The 20,241-nt window shown below is 35.8% G+C and carries 16 protein-coding genes; 7 read left to right on the top strand and 9 right to left on the bottom strand.

The features are described from left to right. Positions 1–18: 18 nt before the first annotated feature. A complete protein-coding gene (locus BMY56_RS11255) occupies positions 19–453 on the bottom strand; it encodes a (4Fe-4S)-binding protein (protein WP_091624058.1) in 435 nt (144 codons plus the stop codon). Positions 454–929: 476 nt separating this feature from the next. Here BMY56_RS11255 and BMY56_RS11250 point away from each other — a divergent pair, with 476 nt between their 5' ends. The 3 genes from BMY56_RS11250 to BMY56_RS19000 all read left to right on the top strand — a co-directional run bounded on the left by BMY56_RS11250 (position 930) and on the right by BMY56_RS19000 (position 4,576). After that, positions 930–1,616, top strand: coding sequence for a GNAT family N-acetyltransferase (locus BMY56_RS11250; RefSeq protein ID WP_091624056.1), 687 nt, complete (start codon positions 930–932; stop codon positions 1,614–1,616). Positions 1,617–2,127: 511 nt separating this feature from the next. After that, positions 2,128–4,437 (top strand): DNA topoisomerase 3, encoded by a 2,310-nt coding sequence (locus tag BMY56_RS11240; RefSeq protein WP_091624050.1) that lies wholly within the window; start codon positions 2,128–2,130, stop codon positions 4,435–4,437. Positions 4,438–4,444: 7 nt separating this feature from the next. Next, the gene (locus BMY56_RS19000; protein WP_262493786.1) at positions 4,445–4,576 is read left to right on the top strand and encodes a hypothetical protein; all 132 of its coding nucleotides are present in this window, start codon (positions 4,445–4,447) and stop codon (positions 4,574–4,576) included. Positions 4,577–4,617: 41 nt separating this feature from the next. On the opposite strand, the gene BMY56_RS11235 is transcribed toward BMY56_RS19000, so the two are convergent. Then, complete coding sequence (locus BMY56_RS11235; protein WP_091624048.1) at positions 4,618–5,577, bottom strand: alpha/beta hydrolase; 960 nt, start codon at positions 5,575–5,577, stop codon at positions 4,618–4,620. A 329-nt stretch (positions 5,578–5,906) separates the two neighbouring features. Between BMY56_RS11235 and BMY56_RS11230 the strand changes: the two genes are divergently transcribed. Both BMY56_RS11230 and recQ read left to right on the top strand, forming a co-directional pair. Next, positions 5,907–6,239 carry a single-stranded DNA-binding protein gene (locus tag BMY56_RS11230; protein ID WP_091624045.1) on the top strand — a complete coding sequence of 111 codons (333 nt, stop codon included), beginning with the start codon at positions 5,907–5,909 and terminating at the stop codon, positions 6,237–6,239. A gap of 191 nt (positions 6,240–6,430) precedes the next feature. Continuing rightward, positions 6,431–8,515 carry a DNA helicase RecQ gene (gene recQ / locus BMY56_RS11225; protein ID WP_091624042.1) on the top strand — a complete coding sequence of 695 codons (2,085 nt, stop codon included), beginning with the start codon at positions 6,431–6,433 and terminating at the stop codon, positions 8,513–8,515. Between the two features lie 5 nt (positions 8,516–8,520). On the opposite strand, the gene BMY56_RS11220 is transcribed toward recQ, so the two are convergent. The 5 genes from BMY56_RS11220 to metG all read right to left on the bottom strand — a co-directional run bounded on the left by BMY56_RS11220 (position 8,521) and on the right by metG (position 15,970). Continuing rightward, positions 8,521–9,807: a serine hydrolase domain-containing protein gene (locus tag BMY56_RS11220; protein ID WP_091624039.1), complete on the bottom strand. Its 1,287-nt coding sequence runs from the start codon at positions 9,805–9,807 to the stop codon at positions 8,521–8,523. 89 nt (positions 9,808–9,896) lie between these two features. Beyond that, entirely contained in the window at positions 9,897–10,730 is an 834-nt protein-coding gene (locus tag BMY56_RS11215; protein ID WP_091624036.1) for a phosphatase PAP2 family protein, read from the bottom strand. A 78-nt stretch (positions 10,731–10,808) separates the two neighbouring features. Further along, a complete protein-coding gene (locus tag BMY56_RS11210; RefSeq protein WP_091624033.1) occupies positions 10,809–11,711 on the bottom strand; it encodes a histone deacetylase family protein in 903 nt (300 codons plus the stop codon). 8 nt (positions 11,712–11,719) lie between these two features. Beyond that, positions 11,720–13,861 (bottom strand): Tex family protein, encoded by a 2,142-nt coding sequence (locus BMY56_RS11205; protein ID WP_091624030.1) that lies wholly within the window; start codon positions 13,859–13,861, stop codon positions 11,720–11,722. A gap of 30 nt (positions 13,862–13,891) precedes the next feature. Beyond that, entirely contained in the window at positions 13,892–15,970 is a 2,079-nt protein-coding gene (metG, locus tag BMY56_RS11200) for a methionine--tRNA ligase (RefSeq protein WP_091624027.1), read from the bottom strand. A gap of 209 nt (positions 15,971–16,179) precedes the next feature. Here metG and BMY56_RS11195 point away from each other — a divergent pair, with 209 nt between their 5' ends. After that, complete coding sequence (locus BMY56_RS11195; RefSeq protein ID WP_091624024.1) at positions 16,180–16,359, top strand: hypothetical protein; 180 nt, start codon at positions 16,180–16,182, stop codon at positions 16,357–16,359. Between the two features lie 59 nt (positions 16,360–16,418). Here the strand turns inward: BMY56_RS11195 and BMY56_RS11190 are convergent, their stop codons facing one another. After that, positions 16,419–18,122 (bottom strand): DUF1501 domain-containing protein, encoded by a 1,704-nt coding sequence (locus tag BMY56_RS11190; protein WP_091624021.1) that lies wholly within the window; start codon positions 18,120–18,122, stop codon positions 16,419–16,421. 11 nt (positions 18,123–18,133) lie between these two features. Then, positions 18,134–19,627, bottom strand: a complete 1,494-nt coding sequence (locus BMY56_RS11185; RefSeq protein ID WP_091624019.1) for a DUF1800 domain-containing protein — start codon at positions 19,625–19,627, stop codon at positions 18,134–18,136. Between the two features lie 188 nt (positions 19,628–19,815). Between BMY56_RS11185 and BMY56_RS11180 the strand changes: the two genes are divergently transcribed. After that, entirely contained in the window at positions 19,816–20,175 is a 360-nt protein-coding gene (locus BMY56_RS11180; RefSeq protein WP_091624016.1) for a YraN family protein, read from the top strand. The last annotated feature ends 66 nt before the right edge of the window (positions 20,176–20,241 follow it).

Here is a 20,241-nt window from a genome sequence, read left to right as displayed (position 1 = left end):
ATTTTACGATTATACTTCCTATCCGATAAAGTCTATTTTTCTATGTGAACCATCACAGAACGGTTTGTTTTCCGATACACCACAACGGCAAAAACCGGTTGTACCTTCTTTGGTTACAATTTCACCAGATGCCAATTGTATTTCTAAGTTCCCCTTAATTTTTAACGGCCCGTTGTTAGCAACAATAATTGGAGTAACATTTGTTTCAATTGATTCTTTTTCTTCGCTCATTTCGTTTTTTATGTAATAGGTTAAAGCCCCAGTTGGGCAATTATTAATTTGTGATTTTAAGTCGGAGGTAGTAGCATTTTCTGGAGTTATCCAAGGTTTTTCAGTTGGTTTATATACTTTGGGAAGAGTATGGACACATACTTTTGAATGGATACATTTTTTTGGTTTCCAAACAATTATAAACTCACCGTTAGCGTATTCTTTGGTAATTTCTTTCTCCATGATTTATTGACCAATGTTAACACCTTTCATTACTATTTTTTTCCGTTCCAGATGCTTTTTTAAATATAGGGCAACAAAAGGACAAAGTAGAATTAAGGTTAAAACTTTTCCTTCTAAATCTACCGAATTCAATTCAATCAAAAATAAAAATTTAGAGTTTTAAGGTATGGAAAAAATGCCTCTTTTGATAGTTAAGTGTACATCAAATTGTTAAATATTGTCATTTTAGTGTTCAATAACTTAACAGTTTGTCCGTAGCTTCAACCGATATATTAATTGACTTGTTAGATGAGTTTTATGAGAATGATAGTGAATTTGAAACAGGTGCTCAGTATTGTTTACTAATGGATTTCTAATTTGCTTCTAAAGAATATGTATTTAATGTAGATATTGCAGCGTTGATTGTGAAGACAGATTGATATTAAAGTTTTAATTAACGATTTATTCTCATTTAATCTTTTTTATATTTATTCAAAATGATTGCATTAGAAGAACAACTTAAAAACCCGGTGTGGTATTCCTTAAACGAAACTCATAAAAAATTTGTTATAGAATATGACGGAGTTCAATTTTACAACCCAGAGGTGTGCACCTTTGGTGCTTTCTTTGATGAAACTAAAACAGCCAAAGCTTCTAATCAATATCTAAAAACCACAGACCATTTCTTTTTAGTTTCAGAGAATCAAACACCGATAATAGACGATGAAAAAGTTTTTCTAGAGAAGAAAATTGATGGATGTCAGATGGTTTTAAATGAGCTGACAGACGTTCAAATATCCGAAGACATTGTGCTTTTAGGACGTGAATTTATAGAGGAGATTTATGATTTAATTTGGTTGGTTATGCCTGGTTATTATAGAAAGAGAACTTATGAAATGGGTAACTATTTCGGGATATTTAAGAATGGTAAATTAGTATCAATAACCGGTCAGCGAATGCAAACGAATCAGTTTATTGAAGTAAGCGCGGTTGTAACGCATCCTGATTATGCGAGAAAAGGATTGGCAAAACAGCTAATTGCCCATACTACGAAAGAAATTTTAAAAGAAAATAAGAAACCTATTTTGCACACAAACAAAGGAAATCTTGCAATTCCTCTTTATGAGAAATTAGGTTTTGAACTAACAAGAGATATGAATTGGTGGTTGTATCGTAAAAAATAAAAAGTACAATTCAATGTATGATAACTTAAGATAGGATAATGAACCTACTTGTCGGTTATCCATAAAAGACTATTAGAGGTTAGCAGTATAGAGATAGGGAATGATAACAAGAGTTAAATCACAACTTCAATTCTTAAAGCTAAATTGTTAAAATTATCCTGGCTAACACATTCATTTATAGAATTATTAATATTACCAATTTTGAATATAAAGTCAATTACAAATTTTTCTCTATCAGATTTTAAATTGAAAAGGAAAAACGCAACGGAAATAAGAATCACATTATTCGAAAACCAAACCAATTCTGAAAGGACTCTAAACATCGGTTTGCAAGCAGGAAATTATTTTGATGGAATAAAAATAATTCAATCGGCAGATTGAACTTTTTATAATATGATATCTTTAGCTAGTTATTACTTGTTTTCCAAAATTCAAATAAAGGATTAATAGATAGCGAATAACTAAATAGTCTACAACCTTACTTCGATTTTTTAAATTTTAAACATATTAAATGAAAGTCTGTATTGCCGAAAAACCATCTGTAGCGAGAGAAATTGCTTCCGTTCTTGGGTCTACCACCAAACGTGATGGGTATTATGAAGGCAATGGATATGCTGTAACCTATACTTTTGGACATCTTTGTACGCTTAAAGAGCCAAACGATTATAAACCGCATTGGAAAAGTTGGGATTTAAACAATTTACCAATGTTACCAGAACATTTTGAAACCAAAATATCTAAAGATGCTGGTATTCGAAAACAGTTTAAAATTATTAAACAACTATTCGATAAAGCAGATGTTGTTATAAATTGTGGTGATGCTGGGCAAGAAGGAGAATTAATACAACGCTGGGTTTTAAATCAAGCGAATTACAAAGGCAAGGTAGAAAGGCTTTGGATTTCTTCGCTTACAACCGAAGCCATAACAGAAGGTTTCAAAAACTTAAAAGCATCTGAAGATTACGATAATTTATATTATGCAGGTTTTTCTCGTGCTATTGGAGATTGGCTTTTAGGTATGAATGCAACACGTTTGTACACTTTAAAACATGGTGGCTACAAACAAGTATTATCAGTTGGTCGTGTGCAAACGCCAACATTAGCTATGTTGGTTAATCGGTTTAAGGAGATAGAAAATTTTAAACCACAACCGTATTGGGAATTGCAAACGATCTATCGCGATACTTTATTTAGCTACGAAGAAGGGCGATTTCTTAACGTTGAAGATGGAGAGAAGTTAGCAAAAATTGTAAAAGAACACGATTTCGAAATTGTTTCTATTACAAAAAAGGCAGGTAATGAATATGCACCAAAGCTATTTGATTTAACAGGATTACAGGTCTATTGCAATACGAAATTTGGATTTTCTGCAGATGAAACCTTGAAGATTGTCCAAAAACTATACGAACAAAAAGTAGTTACTTATCCTAGAGTTGACACCACGTTTTTACCAAACGATGTTTACCCAAAAGTACATGGCATACTGAAAAATTTAACTAATTACACAGCTTTAACAGCGCCTTTGCTTGGAAAAAAATTAAAGAAGACGAAAAAGGTTTTCGATGATAGCAAAGTAACAGATCACCACGCAATAATACCAACCGGGCAGCAAATGAATTTGCAATACAATCAGCAACAAGTTTACAATAGTATTGTACGCCGTTTTATAGCTGTCTTTTATCCAGATTGTAAAGTCTCTAATACTGCGGTTATTGGTAAAGCTGAAAAAGTAAAGTTTAAAACTACAGGGAAAGAGATTTTGGAAAAAGGTTGGCGTGTTGTTTTTGAAACTCCAAATTCTTCGTCTAAGGAATCTGGAATGCTACCAACATTTAAAAAAGGTGAAAAAGGGCCACACAAAACTTCATTTCTAGAAAAGCAAACCAAACCACCAAACCAATTTACAGAGGCCTCACTGCTACGCGCCATGGAAACTGCAGGAAAACAGGTAGACGACGATGAACTTCGTGAAATTATGAAAGAAAACGGTATTGGTCGCCCTTCTACACGTGCTAATATTATTGAAACGTTATTCCGTAGAAAATATATAAAAAGAAATAAAAAGCAAGTAATCCCTACGGATACTGGAATTCAATTAATAGATACCATTCAAAATGAATTATTAAAGTCTGCCGAGCTCACTGGCAAATGGGAAAAGCAGTTAAAGGACATTGAAAAAGGAACATTTAGTGCCGGAAGTTTTATTAAGCAAATGAAACAAATGGTAGATCGTTTGGTGTACGAAGTTAGAAGCGAAACTAAAAAAGCTAATATTTCGTCAGTACATAATAGGACTACTGGTACAAAGAAAAAAGCAGTGAATAAAACCTCAGGAATAGCATCTGAAAAATGTCCTAAATGTAAGAATGGATCTATACTGAAAGGAAAAAGTGCTTATGGATGTTCGGAATTTAAAAAGAACTGCGATTTTATTATTCCATTCATTTTTGAAGGTAAAATCATCTCAGAAAAACAGTACGTTAGATTGTTGCAAAAAGGGTCGACCGTAAATTTAAAAGGCTTCAAAGTTAATAATGCCGCTATTGAAGGACTTATAAGATTTGATGAAAATTGGAATCTAAAATTGGAATCTAAAAAGCAGTTGAACACTAAAACTGTTCCCGATTCGACAAGGTCATCCGAAGAAAATAGTTGTCCAAAATGTAACAAAGGAACTATTATTAAAGGAAAAACAGCTTATGGTTGTAGCCAATATAAAACAGGTTGTGATTTTCGATTTAGTTACGAATCCGTTCGTGAAAAAGCAAAAGGACAACAATTGACCAAAGACCTGGTTTTTAAAATATTTAGAGGAAACTAAATGTTTTGTGATAGTCTTCTTATTTGTTGTTTCATTTATATTGTCATCATCTGGTTTAAGTGGTCTATTGGGTGATTATGGAAAAGCTTATGCCGATTCTAGGCTTTATGCAATTCCGATGGAAATAGTGAAAAGATAATGAACAATGTATATCTAAGAGGTTTTTAATAATCGTATAATTTACTTTGATTTATTTATAGAAGCGGCTTCTAGAAATTTGTTGACCTCAAGCCAATGCATAAAGGAATCGAACCAACGGTTGCTTGTTCGATTGGGATTCCCAAGCCCAAAACCGTGGCCACCGTTTTGGTAAAGGTGAAACTCAACTGGAATTCCTGCTTTGTACCAAGATTCAATTACTCCAAATTGTCCCAGGAAAAGAAAATCATCCGTAGCAATAACACTAAACATAGGTGGTGCATCTTTAGGAACATCTACAGGTCCCATACCTCCATAGATAGGACCAATAAAAGCCAACTTCATGGTCTTGGAATTTAGGGTTGAATGCATGGTAAGCCCTGCGCCGGCAGAGAAGCCGATCATTCCAATTCTATTTGTGTCTACCCCCCACTCATCAGCTCGATCTATTATCATGGCATAAGCCGCTTCTGCATCTTCCAACTGATTAGATAAGTTACGTTGCTGGGTACTTGGCTGTGTTGTATTCTTCAATGTATTCGAAGTTTCTGACGGCGTTGGTCGTGGTCGATTCATCCAGATCTTAAAATCTTCAAGGGATTCATCAGTGGGTTTAAGGCGGTACTTTAATACAAATGCTGCGATACCTTGCTCAGCCAGTGCTTCCGCTACTTCCCAGCCTTCATTGCCCATGGAGAGCCACATAAAGCCTCCTCCTGGTGTTACGATTACCGCAGTGCCGTTAGCCTTTTCAGGATCTGGTAAAAAGGGGGTTAGTGTTGCTTCGGTTATATTTCGAGCCATAGGGTCTCCCCATTGGCGAAACCAGGTCTCAGAAGCAGGCTGGTTTTCGACCCCACCTGTATTAAGTGGAATGGCCGTTGGTTCTTCAGGGGCTGTAAGTGGATAGATTGTTCCGTCTTGGGCGATTGTTACTGAGGTAAAAAAAAGTGTTACGATAAAAACGAAACTTTTTGATAGGTTTAATGGAGTGTTCGACATGTTAAAGTGTTAAAATTACACTTAAATATATATAATGTTTACGATACTTTAAAATTTATTTCATTTTCTGATAAGTTGAAAATTTATTCTTTGCGATTAATTACCATTTAGAGGGCGCAATTTTATTTAATTTGAAATATTTTTGATGTATGATACTTAATATATATGATTGATAATAAGCTATATAAAAGTTTGCAAACGACTGTAAACGATAACAAACGATAGTAAGTGTTTAGAAGCCGAATAATAATTGTAGTCTGTTTTAGGTTTGCAGTGTCAAGTCAACGAGGCTTGATAGTATGAACTGTTTAACGATAAAATTATTTAAGATGAACGCACTAAAAAACAAAGTACAGTTGATTGGAAACTTGGGTCAGGACCCAGAAATTGTAAACTTAGAAGGAGGGACTAAATTGGCAAAATTTTCAATTGCCACTACCGATAGCTTCAAAAATGCGAAAGGCGAAAAAGTTGATGATACGCAATGGCATAATATTGTAGCTTGGGGAAAGACTGCAGAAATTGTAGAGAATTATTTGACAAAAGGAAAGCAAGTCGCTATCGAAGGGAAACTTACACATCGCTCATACGAAACTAAAGAAGGTGAGAAACGATATATCACTGAAATTAGATGTAATGAATTGTTGATGTTGGGGAAATAATCACTTCTTCAAAAGCCTTCGACTGCGCTTAAGATGACATTCTTAAAAGTAATTTGTTTGGTAATAAATCCCTTATTTAAAGGAGCTGAATATCTATTACCTAATTAAAAAAACTGAATTCGAATTATTAATGTCAGTCTGAGCGCAGTCGAAGACCTTAATGGTATTTAAACTTCCTATTTTTGCACACTATGATATCAACAGTACAAGAACTACTTCCTTTATTAAAAACCAATTTTGGCTATGATTCCTTTAAGCCAAATCAATTAGCAATAATAGAAGATGCCCTTAGCAAAAAAGATGTGTTGGCCATTATGCCGACTGGGGGAGGAAAATCGTTATGTTATCAATTGACGGCTTTAGCTTTGGAAGGTACGGCTATTGTTATTTCACCTTTGATTGCCTTAATGAAAGACCAGGTTGATGTTCTGCAGGCCAATGGTATTGCAGCTGCATATTACAATAGTTCTCAATCAGAAGAAACTCGTCAGGCAATTTTACAGCAATTAGAAAAGGGCGAATTGAAACTGTTCTATGTTGCTCCAGAAAGCTTAGGATTCTTTGACTCTATTTTAGAAAACTTGAAAATTAGCCTATTTGCAGTAGATGAAGCACATTGTATTTCTTCATGGGGTCATGATTTTAGACCTGCCTATACACAGTTGGGTAGTTTAAAAAAGCGTTTTCCGAATATACCTGTAATGGCACTTACAGCAACCGCTGATCGAACTACACAAGATGATATTGCCGACCAATTGAAGATTCCGAATGCAGAACGACATTTGGCGTCCTTTAATAGGCCTAATTTATATCTAGATGTTAAACCTGCGCAAGACCGAATTAAACATATACTCGATTTTTTGGAAGACCGCCCCAATGAAAGCGGAATCATTTATTGTTTGAGCCGAAAAAGTACGGAATCCATTGCTGAAAAGTTGCAAAAGGCCGGTTTCAAAGCTAAGGCCTATCATGCAGGTTTGTCATCTGAAGAACGGTCTAAAGTACAAGAAGAATTCATTACAGATAGAGTTCCCATCATTGCGGCAACAATTGCTTTTGGTATGGGAATCGATAAGAGTAATGTACGTTGGGTAATTCATTATAATCTTCCGAAGAATATCGAAGGATACTATCAAGAAATAGGTCGAGGTGGTCGAGATGGTCTTCCTGCCCATGCCTTGCTGTTTTACAGTTTTGCCGATGTAGCTCAGCTACGCCGATTTATCACGCAAAGTGAAAATGCAGATGTAGAATATGCCAAATTAGAACGGATGCAGCAATTTGCAGAGGCATTGAGTTGCCGTCGAATTGCATTGTTAAACTACTTTGGAGAGCAAGTTACCATAGGATGTGGTAATTGCGACATCTGTGCGAGTCCACCAGCATATTTTGATGCTACATTATTAGCTCAAAAAGTATGCTCTGGGGTTGCTCGATTACGTGAACGTGAACCTATGGGTATGGTTATCGATGTCTTAAGAGGAGCACAGAATGCCCAAGTATTAGAACGAGGATATCAAAATATTAAAACATATGGCGCTATTAAAGATGTTTCTTGGTTAGACTTACAACAGTATGTAATTCAGTTATTGAACCAAGGCGTGTTGGAGATTAATTTTAGGGAAGGTGCCAGATTGGGTTTGACGCCATTGGCTAAAGAAGTACTATTTTCCAATAAAAAGATTCAATTGGCAGTATTGCAAACTGAAAAGGAAAAGAAGAAAAGTACTGCCAAAGCCAAAACTCCAAAAACAGGGCTTTTCGAAAAGCTTCGCATGTTACGGCAGCGAATTGCCGAGGATCAGGGCGTGCCAGCTTATGTTGTTTTTGGTGATGCCAGTTTAAAGGATATGGAACTCAAGATGCCTAAAAATGAAAAAGAATTCATGGAGGTGTCTGGTGTAGGGCAGGCAAAATTAGAAAAATACGCTGATGTATTTATAAAGGAAATTGCCAAATATGCGCCAACCAAAAAATCAAAAAGAGCGACGCACGAGCAAACGTTCGATTTATTCTCTGACGGTTTAACAGTTTCTGAAATCGCAACCGCAAGAAACCTTTCTGAGAATACCATTTATGGTCACCTTATGAAAAAACATGCGGAAGGTGAAGAACTAGATTTGACTCAATTCGTTAGCGCAGATGAAATCGCCAAAATTGAGAAGGCTAAATCAGAGTTGATTGATGCCAATGGACTAAAAGACTATTTTGAATTTTTTGAAGAACAAATGCCGTATTGGAAAATTAAATTCGGATTGTATTTGTTAGATTCTTAAAGTTTTTAATCATCAATGCTAGAAAAGAGCATTTGCTTAAATTTCCAAGAGGTATTATCATCTACTGGGCCTTGGGTCTGTTTCATTAAAATTCCAATAATTTCTTCTTTTGGATCTGCAAAATATTGGGTATTAAAATAACCGCCCCATTCAAATGTTCCGTCACTACCTAGACCACCTGAAATTTCACCTTTTTCATTTACTACTGAAAATGCTAGTCCGTGGTATTTGGGACCATCCCAAATAGCTCCTATTTGATTACCTAAAATACTTCTTACCGTGGTTCTACTTAATAATCGCACTCCATTCAGTTCTCCCTCGTTTAGATACATCTGTAAAAATGTAGCGTAGTCTTTGGCTGTGCTTGAAAGGCCAGCACCACCAGAAAAGAACGTTTTTGCACCTTTTATAGGATAGTCTGTGTCGTAAAAGGTGACAGGGTATTTTATCCATTTTTCATTTTCTTTTTTTTGTACAGCTACCAATCTATTATAGTTTTCTTTCGGTTGGTAGAACCAAGTATCTTTCATGTTAAGTGGTTCGAAGATTCTTGTTTTTAAAAATTCATCAAATGGTACACCAGAAATTACTTCGATAAAATATCCTAAAACATCTAAACCTTCGCTATAGGTGAATGCTTCTCCCGGTTCATGATGTAAGGGTAGTTTTGCCAATTTTTTTACGCTTTCCGCAATGGTAATATTTTCTGTTGTAAATAGGTCGGTAACACTTGCTTTTGCATATATTTTCTTAAATCGCTCATCTCCATCAATTACGCCATAACCGATTCCAGAAGTATGCGTCAATAAATCTCGTATGGTAATTTGATTTTTCGCAGGTTTGGTAGTGTAAGTGCCATCGGTTTCATTAAAGGTATCTAGAATTTGTGCTTCACCGAATTCTGGAATATATTTAGATATATTATCATCTAACTGAAATTGACCTTCTTCCCAAAGCATCATTACGGCTGTTGAAGTTATTGCTTTTGTTTGAGATGCAATACGAAAAACGGCATCCTTATTCATCGGAATATTTGCTTCATTGTCTGCCATTCCATAGGCATTATAAAAAACAATCTTACCATTACGTGCAATTAGAGCAACAGCCCCAGGGATATTGCCATTAGTAACTTCTGCTGAGATCATGGCGTCTATTTTTGAAAGACGCTCTGCTGACATGCCTACGTCTTTTGCATTTCCTTCTGTTAATATCGGAGATTTTTGAAGAGAGGATGTTTGGGCAATGGACAACAGGGTGAAAAATGCGAAGAAAAAATTGATGAAAGTTTTCATTGGTTGAGTTTTTAGATGCTTGACTAAAGTACTCAAAGTTTTGTCAAACTTCAACAGTAATTTTTAACGAGTGATTCAATTAAACGACGTTAGAAATTAATCGTTACACCCATTTGACCCGGACCAAAATTTAGATTCCAACTCACCAATTTTTGTAGGTTGTTATATTTCTCGTCATATTTTTTGTCCAGATATCTATCTATTGATTCCACAGTAGCTATACTTATTGCGAATGCAAAAACCATATCGCTTAACCAATGTTGACCATCCCAAACTCTCGATATACCAGGTATGGTACCCACGGTATAAATACCTGCTTTTACCCACGGATTTTTAAATTGTTTTGCAATGGCATACGCATTGGTAAAAGCCAACAGAGCATGCCCTGATGGAAAAGAGTGAAAGTTTCTACTTGAATTAAAAGGGTCAAATGTATCCTTACCTAAATTAGCCAAAGGTCTTGCCCTGCCTACAATTGACTTTAACACTTGTTGTAAAAGTCCGGCAGAAGTTGCCGAAGAAATTAATAACACCCCTGTACGCCGTAATTTTTCATTTTTTGTAATCAATCCGGCAAAGTAAACCCCAGATGTGGCGATATAATTATTTTCTGGACTTCCATAGATCTCTCCATAATCACGTAGGAATTTTGGAATGCCTTCCCTATTATTTCTAATGAATCTCGAAGTGTTATCATCGGCTAAATATATTAAGCCGGTGCCACTAACAACAGCACCGAATTGGGCCCATTGTTTGCCTTGCCAATGTAAAGGACGTGCATATGAATATCCTACACCTTTGACCATAGTGCCAACATCGTAGGTGAACATATTCCAACGGGTCTGAGACGAATCTTTACTTGCCTCTTGGGCAGGTAAAAATGAACAACAGATTAGGAATAAGAGTGTTACTATCTTTTTCATACAACAAATTTAAACTTCTGTCGACTTTAAAAATAATCGGTAACCATTAATTTTGAGTTCAAATAGAAAAGGATTTTTCTAAAAGTATAAAGTTTGCGCTAACCGAAACGTATTGGCATGTGCTTCCACAATAATTTTAATGTCTTCGGAATATCCACCACCCATACTACATTGCACAGGGATTTTTAATTTTAGGCATGTGTCGAGTACATATTCATCTCGTTTTTTGCATCCATTTAATGTCAAACTCAAGGTGCCTAATTTATCACTTTCAAGAACATCAACACCACTTAGGTAAAAGATAAAATCTGGTTGTACTGCGTCAATTAATTTAGGTAAGTTCTCTTTTAGAACGGAGAGGTATGTTTTATCATCTGTACCTTTAGGTAATGGAATATCTAAATTTGATTGTTCTTTTTTAAATGGATAATTTCCTTCTCCATGCATTGAAAAGGTAAAAACTGAGCTGTCATTTTGAAAAATTTCAGCGGTTCCATTACCTTGGTGAACATCTAAATCTACAATGAGTATTTTTTTTGCTAGCCCTTTGCTCAATAGGTATTTTGCGCCAATGGCTTGGTCATTTAACATACAAAAAGCTTCCCCGTGATCACTGTATGCATGATGCGTACCTCCGGCAATATTCATCGCAATGCCGTACTTTAATGCGAATTCACATCCTTTTATGGTGCCGTCTGCAATAATCCGTTCTCGTTCCACTAAATCTTCTGAAAGGGGAAACCCTATTTTTCGTGACATTTTTGCTGAAATCATCATATTCAACAAATCGTAAAAATATTCAGGATCGTGAACGGCTACAATATACTTGTCATTAGGAATTTCAGGTTCGAAAAAGTTAGCTTCTGTACACGTTCCTTCGTGAAGCAATTGCTGAGGCAAAAGCTCATATTTTATCATTGGAAAACGATGCCTCTCTGGTAATGGATGTTTATAAATGGGATGGTAGGCTATTTTAAGCATTAGCTGGTCTATTTGTGTAGCTTTAGCTGAATACGCTTTCTAAGTACATCGACATCTATAACCTTCACAATTATTTGCTGATGCAAATGCACATGTTCATTAACATCTTTAACAAAAGAATCTGAAAGATTGGATACATGTATGAGTCCGCTTTCTTTGATGCCGATATCTACAAAACACCCAAAATTGGTAATGTTGTTTACGATACCGGGTAGTAATTGACCACTATGTAAATCAGTAATCGATTTAATGTTTTGGTCGAAGGTAAAAACTTTCGCTTTTTCTCGGCGGTCTAATCCAGGTTTTTCTAATTCTGAACGGATATCCTCTAAGGTTGGTAGACCAACATTTTCGGTGCAATATTTTTTTAATTCTATCTCCTTAAGTAACGATTTGTTGCCGATTAAGGATAGAATTTCGGTGCCTTTATCTTTAGCCATTTGCTTAACAATAGCATAGCTTTCTGGATGTACCGCAGAATCATCTAAAGGGTTATCAGCATCTTTTATTCGTAAAAATGCAGCTCCTTGTTCAAAGGCTTTACCTCCTAAGCGAGGTACATCCATGATTTCTTTTCTGCTTTTGAATGCGCCTTTTTCTTTTCTTTGGATAACAATGTTTTCAGCCAATTTTGGTCCGATACCTGAAACATAACTTAATAAGGGAACACTGGCTGTATTTATATTTACTCCAATGGAGTTTACACAACTTTCTACTACGACGTCAAGCGAATTTTTTAGTTTAGTCTGATCTACGTCATGCTGATATTGGCCAACACCTATAGACTTCGGGTCTATTTTAACCAGTTCTGCAAGTGGGTCGGCCAAACGTCTACCGATAGAAACTGCGCCACGTACGGTAACATCATAATTTGGAAATTCATCACGTGCAATCTTGGATGCCGAATAAATAGATGCCCCAGCTTCGCTGACTACAAATACTTCAACCGGATTATTGAATATCACTTTTTTGACAAGATGTTCGGTCTCTCTAGATGCTGTGCCATTTCCTATGGCGATAGCTTCAATTTTATAGGCATTAACTAACGAACTTAATTTTTTAATTGCACCGCTTACATCATTTTGAGGTGCATGCGGATAGATATTTTCATTATGCACTAAATTACTTTGAGCATCTAAACATACTACCTTACAGCCCGATTTAAAACCTGGGTCAATAGCAAGTATACGTTTTTCTCCCAAAGGAGCTCCTAATAGCAATTGTCTTAGATTATTGGAAAATACACTGATAGCCTCATCATCTGCCTTTTCTTTTGCAGCTTTTAATAGTTCGTTGGATAATGATGGAAATAATAATCTTTTATAGGCATCGGCTAGTGCCAATTTAATTTGTTTAGCGCAAGCGTTATTAGATTTGATAATTCTATTTTCAATTCGGTCTAATAATCGTTCGTCATCCAACTCAATTTTCACGCGGATAAATTTCTCCGACTCGGCTCGTAAAAAAGCTAAAAATCGGTGTGATGGGCATTTATTCAAAGGCTCGCTCCAATCAAAATAATCGCGATACTTCTGTGCTTTTTCGTCTTTTTTTTTGGTGGAAATAACCTTTGTGGAAATAATTGCGAAACGGGCTAATTGAGAGCGTATTTGACTTCTAATATCCGTTCGTTCGTTAATCCATTCAGAAATAATATGTCGAGCACCTTCAAGGGCATCATCTTCGTTTTCTACATCGTTATTGAGATACTTGGATGCTGTAAATTCAATATCATCATTTCGTTGTGCCATGATGATTTTTGCCAAAGGTTCAAGTCCGTTTTTACGGGCTACTTCTGCTTTGGTTTTTATACTCTTTTTGAAGGGGAGGTAAAGGTCTTCTAACTGCGTGATATCTTCTGCAGTTTCAAATTTAATACGAAGTTCAGGAGTTAAGGCATCTTGTTCCTCAACAGCTTTAATGATAGCTTTTTTACGTTTCTCTAGTGATTCAAACTGTTCTTTAAACTGTACTATGGCGCCAACTTGAACTTCGTCAAGATTGCCTGTTTTCTCTTTTCGATACCTTGAAATAAATGGGATTGTACAATCCTCATTTAAAAGTTCAATCGTGTTTTTCACTCCTTTTTCTGGGAGTTGCGTGTGTTTTAATATATAGCCAACTAGTTGGGCCGATTCCAATTTTGCCATTTGTATTGTGATAATTTTTAGGAGAGGTAATTAGTTTATTCCTTCCCCATTCCCAACTCCATCTTCATCAGGATTCACGAATACCAATTTTCCATCGGTATTTTCGGTCATTAAAATCATTCCTTCACTATCTACGCCACGAAGGGCACGAGGTGCTAAATTGATTAATACCGTTACTTTTTTTCCAACAATCTCTTCTGGAGTAAAGCTTTCTGCAATACCGGAAACTATAGTGCGTACATCTAAACCGGTATCTACTTTTAAAACTAAAAGCTTTTTGGCCTTAGCCATTTTTTCGGCTTCGATGATGGTACCTACACGCATGTCTAGCTTAGAAAAATCATCAAAGGTAATAGTGTCTTTTTGGAGCATTAGTTTTTTATTTTCGTTCGCGTTCGCTTTTTTGGTGGCCTCCAACTTGTCTAATTGTGCCTGAATTTCACTATCCTCAATTTTTCTAAAAAGTAATTCTGCTTGGTTGATTTGATGGTCTTCTGAAAGCAAAGCTTCGGCAGATGAAACTGATTCCCAACTTAGGCCTTTTATAGAGTTCAAGTTGATATGGAGTATATTTTTAAGTTTAGCAGAGGTAAATGGTAAAAATGGTTCGCTTAATACAGCTAAACCAGCAGCAATTTGCAAGGCTACGTTCATGATCGTTTTTACACGTTCTTCGTCAACCTTAATAACCTTCCAAGGTTCTGCATCGGCTAAATATTTGTTTCCTAAACGAGCCAGGTTCATTAATTCTTGTCCGGCCTCTCTAAATCGATAGCGTTCTATAGAACTGGATATGGTATCTGGAAATTTACTAAGTTGCTCAAGTGTTTCTGTGTCAACTTCAGATAAACTGCCAACATCGGGCACTTTTCCATTATAATATTTATTGGTCAATACTACTACCCGATTTATGAAATTCCCGAAAATAGCAACCAATTCATTGTTATTACGGGCTTGGAAATCTTTCCAAGTGAAATCGTTATCCTTAGTTTCTGGTGCATTCGCTGTTAACGTATAACGTAACGAATCTTGCAATTCTGGAAAATCAATTAAGTATTCGTGTAACCAAACTGCCCAGTTTTTAGAAGTGGATAGTTTGTTGCCTTCTAAATTTAAAAATTCGTTGGCAGGTACATTATCTGGTAAAATATAACTTCCTTCTGCTTTCAGCATTGAAGGGAAAATAATACAGTGAAAAACGATATTATCCTTCCCAATGAAATGAACCAATTTGGTGTCTTTGTCTTTCCAATAGGGTTCCCAATCTTTACCTTCACGGGCTGCCCATTCTTTGGTAGATGAAATGTATCCGATAGGTGCATCAAACCATACATACAATACTTTGCCTTCACCACCTTCCACTGGTACAGGTATACCCCAATCTAAATCTCTGGTAACAGCTCTTGGTTCTAGCCCGCCATCGATCCATGATTTACATTGTCCGTATACATTTGGCTTCCAATCGTCTTTATGCCCTTTAAGAATCCAATTTTTTAAAAATTCTTCATAACGATCTAAAGGCAAAAACCAGTGTTTCGTTTCTTTAGTGGTCGGTATTGTCCCTGTTATAGTTGATTTGGGATTTATTAAATCGGTCGCATTTAAGCTAGACCCACAATTTTCACACTGATCGCCATACGCTTCTTCATTGCCACATTTGGGACAGGTACCTATTACAAAACGATCTGCTAAAAACTGCTGGGCTTCCTCATCAAATAACTGCGCGGTAGTTTCTTCTATAAAATCTCCTTTTTCGTAAAGCTTAACAAAGAATTCTGATGCTGTTTCATGATGTATAGGTGCAGATGTTCTAGAATAGTTATCGAACGTAATTCCGAAATCCAAGAAAGACTGCTTAATTATCGCGTGGTATTTATCGATAATATCTTTTGGGGTTACGCCCTCTTTTTTAGCTTTCATTGAAATGGCTACGCCATGTTCATCGCTACCACAAACAAATGCAACATCTTTACCGGTTAATCTTAGGTAACGAGCGTAAATATCTGCGGGTACATAAACGCCAGCTAAATGACCAATGTGTATTGGACCATTCGTATAAGGTAAGGCAGCAGTAATCGTATATCTAGAGGGTGATTTAATATCGGACATCAAAATAAATTAAGCTACAAAAATACTGAATTTGATGGGAGAATCACCAAATACTTGCCAATTGTAATTAGCACTTAAATAGATTAAATGGTGATATCTTAAATAAAATAGATGATAAAAGTGTGTCTTGTCGATTATTTATACGAAAGATTTAAAAAAACTGTTTTTTTTATAAAAAATACTTAATTAATTACAATAATATAAATGATATGAGTGTTGGTAATTTTAAAAAATTAAGATTGGCTGAAGGCTTGCAAAAGATAGATGTAGAATCACAAAGAGAAGAAGCTAAAGTAGAGGATATAGCATTAGTCTATAAGGATAAGAACCATAGAGTAAAAAAGGTACTGTCTTTTAAAACGAAGAATGACAAGTCGAAATTAGCTTAAATAAAAAAGCCCTATTCATACGTATTGAATAGGGCCTTTTTATAATAGTGGGAAACAATTTAAGCTACCATCACGGATTTACTCATCTTTTGATTCTGTACACTTATACGATATATGTACTTTCCTGTTGATAGTTGTTCGGGCATGCGCTCTCGTATATTTATTTCGGTAGACCCTTCGAACATCATTTCATTAAAAACAGTGCCGACTCGTTGACCTAGGATATTAAAAAGTTGAATATCTACGTGTGCCGAAAAAGGCATTTCTAGATAAATATGTGGAGTACTATCCGTTGGATAAAATGGTTTGTGAACAACGGCATTCAACAAATCAGGATTGAAGGGTGTTTCAGCTTCTTCCTCAGTTGGTACTGGTGGTGTAACCTCACCATCGCTATACGCTATTTCTGGGAATGCTTCACCACTACAGCTAAAGCCTAAATTAACGGGTACATAAGGTTTGTAATTCAATAAATGAGCTTCCACTAAAGGAACATCTACACATAACCACTCGGCAAGTACGGTAGCATAAAGATCTCTAAAATCCATTGTGTACTCTAAGTTGCCCCTTCCATCTGGGTCATCTAAAGTTGGGTGGTCGCCAACAAAAGCACTGCCATTTAAACCTGAACCAAAGAATAATGTTGGGGAAGCTTTACCATGATCAGTACCGTTAGAACCATTTTCAAAAATACGTCGACCGAATTCTGAAAAAGTCATACTCAATACCTTATCGTCTTGTTGCGTAAATGCTAAATCTTCGTAGAAATTGTTGACTGCAACCGATAAAGTTGTCATTAATCGCGCATGAGCTTGAGGTTGATTACCATGGGTATCAAAACCTCCCATTGAAATCATAAATACTTTTGTACCTAAGTTTCCTTTTATTAATCTGGCTATAAGCGCCAATTGGCGTGCAAAGCCGTTTTCTTGATATTCTACTTGATTTTGTCCTCTTTCATAGGCCTCATGAATGAGTCCTGAGTATTCATACGTCGTATTGGCAACCCCTCTAAGAAACTTAAGTTGATCACCATACATGCAATTGTTAAAAAGTGTATCGTCTAAACCATAGACCACTCCAGATTCAGCAATTTCTTCGAGCTGATCAATGTTTGAGGTTACAAATGCATAATTAGTCTCGTCACCTTGAAAGACCAAACTACCAAATTGACCGATTTGAATAGCTGCTGGTGCAGCTGGTGGGTTTATTAAATAATCTGGATAAATATTTTCAAAATGTCTACCCATCCAACCAGTATTTAATCCACTAAAACCTGTTGTTTCTATATCGGTATTGGCAAAAATATCAGAACCTGTAAAATGCGAAAGACTTTGGCCTTCATAACCCACTCCATGTACAGCCTTAAATTGGCCTTCTTCCCACATGGGTGCCAAAGCATTCATATAAGATGGAACACCAAATTCATCAGTAAGTTTTAATACTTTACTTTCAGGGATATAAATATTTGGTCGTGCTTTAGCATAACTATCATACTGTTCTAAAGGTATAACGGTACTTAACCCATCATTACCCCCTGATAGTCTTATTAATATCAGAATATTGTCTGTTTCAGCTGCCGCAATACCTGCTGATAAGGGTGATGGGGCAGAAGCTGTTAACATGTTTGCGCCGAGCATCATAGATCCAGAACCGGCAATGCCCATTGCTTGTAAAAATGATCGACGGCTCCATGTTTTATGTTCGTCATCATGACCTTCATGTTGAAGACCTTTATATGGGGAGTGGTGTGTATTGCACATAACTGTAGGTATTATTTTAATTGAAACTCAGGTTGTCTAGCTAGATATTGCATTAAAAGATATACTTGAAAAGGGGCTTGTTGCCAAGTTGCCAATGTCCAAGATTCTTGGTTACCACCTTCATAGTATACTTCTTCAATATCACTTCTGAATATTGCGTATGCTTTTGCATATTCAGGTTCATCTAAAAGTCCTTTAGGGAGCATAAAATCGATAATTAGTCTAGCGACGGTATCTGGATTTGTGCTTGTTAAACCTGCATTCCCAGATATATCTAATCCTAATGTTCTAAATTGTTCATTATCGGCCATATAAAAGTTTTCCAATATGCTTTCAATAGTTAGCCAACGCCCAATCATAAAATTGGTGTTAATCCAAGATCTATCACGTTGCCATCCGGCCACATCAACAGGTTCAAAAATTTCTTGACTCAGAAGTGCGCTATAGTTCACCATTTCAGCAATATTCGTATCGGTATAGCTGAAATCCGTTTCTTTTAGGGTGTTAAAATAAAAATCTATCGGACTTTTAATGATTACACCAATTGCTTCGTCATCAAAGAAATGTTGACTTTTAAATAGCTGTCGTAAGACAGGTGCTATTTCGAAGTCATTAGATACGAAGGTTGCTGCCATACCCTCTATAATAGTTTGTGCATTATTTGCTTCATCTTTAGAATCTGGGTGAACGAAAAATTCATATAATTTGCGACAGATAAATTCTGCAATTTCTGGCGCTCTCTGATTAAAAAGAATATTGATAACATCATCATAACCCCAATTGCCGGTTTGCCCTAGAATAGTTTTGGATCCTGTATCGTGTTTAGTTGCATCAAAAGTTACTGGTGAACAGCCTATATCACTGCGTTCTACATATCCACTTAGAGCCCTGGCCGTTTCTATGATATCCTCTTCTGTATAGCCATTACCTTCACCTAGTGTGAAAAGCTCATATAACTCACGACCATAATTTTCGTTAGGATTGTTTCCATTGTTGAATACACCATCCAAATAATATAACATGGCATTGGTCAATCCTATTTCACTTACAAAAGTTTTAAAGTTACCTAGTGAATTGCGCTGTAGACAATTGATGTATTCATATAAATAAGAATTACAATTATAGACTTCTAGTTCTGTCACAAAATGGTTGCTCCAGAAAAAGCTTAGTCGATCTCTTAGATTATTATTTAATAATCCATTCGCATAATCTAATTGAAATTCAGATTTCTGCTGATTCTTCAATTGATTACGGGCATCGTCATCTTCAGGATAATTAGCATTGGTCCAATTCGCCCATGCTGGTGCGGGTAGAGGGGCCATGTTTAATGCTTGATCTACTAAATTATCTATTAAAGCTGCGGCAGATTGGCCGGTTGCTTGATTAATAGTAGTGACCGAGGCACTAAATCCTAATCTTCTGTATAAATGTGATGCTCTTAATTGGTCTAAATTAGCAGTATACGGAGCAAGAGTAGAAGTATTACAATTAATGAAATATTCCATAATCTTAAAATAGGCGTTTGTATTACGTTCGTAGAGTTGGGGCTCTTTAATCTAAACGTTTCGAAATTTGGTATAGTATTTTAAACTATCTATTTTCGATACTCAGGATTCAAATAACGATATTTATTAACAAAAAAGCGTCGAAAGACTCGTATTTTCGATGAATTACATAATCTTAAGGGATTATTATGGGAAAACATAATGAATTTGGTAAAGAAGGCGAGCAAATAGCGGTTGACTATTTAATGAAAAAAGGATACACTATTAATTATAAAAATTACAGATACCTTCAAGCAGAAATAGATATTATTGCTCAAATGAATGATACATTGGCCATTGTTGAAGTGAGATCAAGAAGATCCGATTATATTGAGAATATAGCAGAAACGGTAACCCCAAAAAAAATTAAGTTGTTGGTTATGGCTGCAAATCATTATGTTACCGAAAATGAAATAAATGCTGATGTGCGATTTGATATTATTACGATTCTTAAGAATAAAAGTCGTTTTGAACTAGAGCATTTAGAGTCTGCATTCTATCATTTTTAAGTAATCTACCGGCTTAGTAGATTTTATTTAAAAACATTTTGTTTTATTTGTAACAAGTTGTTATAT

The organism is Maribacter orientalis, assembly GCF_900109345.1.
GTDB classification, from domain to species: Bacteria; Bacteroidota; Bacteroidia; order Flavobacteriales; family Flavobacteriaceae; genus Maribacter; species Maribacter orientalis.
The sequence above is the reverse complement of the archived record's forward strand: the minus strand, read 5'-3'. Positions and strand labels throughout refer to the sequence as shown.

Coding starts and splice junctions, on each gene's coding strand:
- BMY56_RS11255 (WP_091624058.1), bottom strand. CDS start 453: ATGGAGAAAGAAATTACCAAAGAATACGCTAACGGTGAGTTTATAATT.
- BMY56_RS11250 (WP_091624056.1), top strand. CDS start 930: ATGATTGCATTAGAAGAACAACTTAAAAACCCGGTGTGGTATTCCTTA.
- BMY56_RS11240 (WP_091624050.1), top strand. CDS start 2,128: ATGAAAGTCTGTATTGCCGAAAAACCATCTGTAGCGAGAGAAATTGCT.
- BMY56_RS11235 (WP_091624048.1), bottom strand. CDS start 5,577: ATGTCGAACACTCCATTAAACCTATCAAAAAGTTTCGTTTTTATCGTA.
- BMY56_RS11230 (WP_091624045.1), top strand. CDS start 5,907: ATGAACGCACTAAAAAACAAAGTACAGTTGATTGGAAACTTGGGTCAG.
- recQ (WP_091624042.1), top strand. CDS start 6,431: ATGATATCAACAGTACAAGAACTACTTCCTTTATTAAAAACCAATTTT.
- BMY56_RS11220 (WP_091624039.1), bottom strand. CDS start 9,807: ATGAAAACTTTCATCAATTTTTTCTTCGCATTTTTCACCCTGTTGTCC.
- BMY56_RS11215 (WP_091624036.1), bottom strand. CDS start 10,730: ATGAAAAAGATAGTAACACTCTTATTCCTAATCTGTTGTTCATTTTTA.
- BMY56_RS11210 (WP_091624033.1), bottom strand. CDS start 11,711: ATGCTTAAAATAGCCTACCATCCCATTTATAAACATCCATTACCAGAG.
- BMY56_RS11205 (WP_091624030.1), bottom strand. CDS start 13,861: ATGGCAAAATTGGAATCGGCCCAACTAGTTGGCTATATATTAAAACAC.
- metG (WP_091624027.1), bottom strand. CDS start 15,970: ATGTCCGATATTAAATCACCCTCTAGATATACGATTACTGCTGCCTTA.
- BMY56_RS11195 (WP_091624024.1), top strand. CDS start 16,180: ATGAGTGTTGGTAATTTTAAAAAATTAAGATTGGCTGAAGGCTTGCAA.
- BMY56_RS11190 (WP_091624021.1), bottom strand. CDS start 18,122: ATGTGCAATACACACCACTCCCCATATAAAGGTCTTCAACATGAAGGT.
- BMY56_RS11185 (WP_091624019.1), bottom strand. CDS start 19,627: ATGGAATATTTCATTAATTGTAATACTTCTACTCTTGCTCCGTATACT.
- BMY56_RS11180 (WP_091624016.1), top strand. CDS start 19,816: ATGGGAAAACATAATGAATTTGGTAAAGAAGGCGAGCAAATAGCGGTT.